This is a genomic window from Mesorhizobium sp. P3_A9, from assembly GCF_056402975.1.
Genome location: NZ_JBFUGJ010000569.1, coordinates 1 through 2457 on the forward strand (window position 1 = coordinate 1; position 2457 = coordinate 2457).

Here is a 2457-nt window from a genome sequence, read left to right on the forward strand (position 1 = left end):
GGCGAACGGCACCAACCAGGCAGCGATCAATCTCGGCGCCGCCATCCCGGGGCTGCTCAACACCCAGCTCGCCATAGCCATTGGGGAGCCGGCGCAATCCTCGCCCTGGCTGGCGATCGACGGCATCGGCACCACCGTGCGGACGGCCCAGACGCGCATCAAACTGACGGCCTCCGTCGGTGTCGGCACGCCCGGCCTCGGCGGCGGCATCAGCCTTTTGGCCGTCAATCTGCCGCTCAATGTGGAAGTCGCCTACGCCGAGGCCAAGCTGACCGACATCACCTGTCCGACAGGGGCTTCCAGCATCAGCGTTTCCATCGCCGCACACCCCGGCATTGCCCAGCTGAACCTGGCCAACAGCAACAACCCCTCCGGCTTCGCCGATTTCAGCCAGCCACAGACCTTCACCAACGCCGAGATCGCCGATGTGAGCCTGAGGATCCTGCTGATCAACATCCCGCTGATCCAGGTGATGGGTTCGGCCGCGACGGCGATCACCAACAACAGCCCGCAGACCCTGACCTTCAACGCGACCGACATCGCCAACAAGACGATCAAGACCGTTTCGACGCGAAACATCTCGCAGTCGCTCACCACGTCGCTGGTCAACAACCTGTCGCTTTCGGTCAATGCGCTTGGTCTCGGCATCGATCTGACCGCCCTGCTCGGAACGGTCAAACCGGCAGTGGTGGCCCTGCTCAACACTGTAACGGCGCCCGTCGACGACTTGCTCTACAATGTGCTGTCGGCCCTCGGTGTCGGTGTCGGCCAGGCCGACGTGCGCGTCACCGGAGCGACCTGCGGACGCGCAGTGCTGGTTCAGTAGGGCATTCTACGGCCAAGCGGATCGCTTGGCCGTACGACTGCTGAACGCCGTCAATCGAGCCTACCAAGGAAGCGACCGAGGGCCGGCAACGAGAGCGCCTCTTCCTCGACAGCAACGCCGCCATCCAAGACAGGCGCGACAGCTCCGATATCCCCGGGCAACGRCCAATTCGCCGGCTCTCCAGCGAAATTGAAGACACAGAGCAGCCTTTCGCCGCTACCTTCGCGGATGAAGGCGAGCACGTCGCCTTCGGTGTCGAGAAATCGGATCGAACCGCTGACCAGTGCCGGATGGCGCTTTCGCAAGGCGAGCGTCGAACGGTAGGCGGACAGCACAGAATCATCGTTGCCGTTCTGCACATCCGCGGCACGGGCGCGGTGGCTGTCGGGGACCGGCAGCCAGGGCTTGCCCGTCGAGAAACCCGCATTGTCGGCGCCGGCTTCCCAGACCATCGGCGTGCGGCAGCCATCCCTCCCCTTCACGCCGGGCCAGAAGCGAATGCCGACGGGATCGCGCAGATCCTCATAGGCAAGCTCCGCTTCCTCCAGGCCGAGCTCCTCGCCCTGGTAGAGGCAGATCGAGCCGCGCAGGCAGGCGAGCAGCATGATCGAGAATCTGGCCACAGCTTCGGCATCGCCGTCCGGCCGCGTCCAGCGGCTGACATGGCGCACCACGTCATGGTTGGAAAACGCCCAGCAGACCCAGCCGTCGGCGACCGCATGTTCGAAGGCCTCGACGCAGCCGCGCACATGCGCCGCGGAAAACTGCGAACCAAGCAGGTCGAACGTGTAGCACATYTGCAGCKTGTCGCCGCCGGAGGTGTAGGCGGCCAGCGTCTGCAGCGARCGGCCYTCRTCGCCGAYTTCGCCGACGGCGGCGCGGYCYTSATACTCRTCGAGCAGCGCYCGGAAGCGCCKGAGGAAAGCMAGGTTYTCCGGCYGYGTCTTGTCGAACAGATGYTCCTGRTARAGGTAGGTGTTGGTCTCGSTGTTGGTGCCGGCGACACTCGACGCCAAAGGCGGATTGCTGCGCAGCCAGCGGTCGTGGACATAGTAGTTGACCGTGTCGAGCCGGAAACCGTCGACGCCGCGCTCGAGCCAGAAGCGCACCGTGTCCAGCAGCGCATCCTGGACCTCGCGATTGTGGAAATTCAGGTCGGGCTGCGAGGCAAGGAAATTGTGCATGTAATATTGGCGGCGGGTCGAATCCCACTCCCAGGACGGGCCACCGAATACGGACAGCCAGTTGTTGGGCGCGTTGCCATCGGGCTTGGTATCGGCCCAGACGTACCAATCAGCCCTAGGATTGTCGCGGCTGGCGCGGCTTTCGATGAACCATTCGTGCTTGTCGGATGAGTGCGACAGCACCTGGTCGATGACCACCTTCAGGCCCAGCCGATGAGCCTCGGCGACCAGAGCGTCGAAATCTTCCAGCGAACCGAACATTGGATCGACGTCGCGGTAATCCGACACGTCATAGCCCATGTCGGCCATAGGCGACTTGAAGAAGGGCGACAGCCAGACGGCATCGACGCCGAGCGAGGCGATGTGGGCAAGCCTTGCCGTGATCCCCTTGAGATCGCCGCTGCCGTTGCCGGTGGTGTCCTGGAAAGAGCGCGGATAGACCTGATA

Annotated in this window: 1 protein-coding gene and 1 pseudogene; one reads left to right on the forward strand and one right to left on the reverse strand. The window is 63.9% G+C overall.

Going from position 1 to position 2457, the window contains the following annotated elements; translation table 11 throughout:
- Positions 1-826 (forward strand): annotated as a pseudogene (locus tag AC1DX0_RS34615) (hypothetical protein); the annotation flags it as partial.
- 50 nt (positions 827-876) lie between these two features.
- On the opposite strand, the gene bglA reads toward AC1DX0_RS34615, so the two are convergent.
- A partial coding sequence (gene bglA, locus AC1DX0_RS34620) for a beta-galactosidase BglA (protein ID WP_477358874.1) occupies positions 877-2457 on the reverse strand: 1581 nt, incomplete at its 5' end.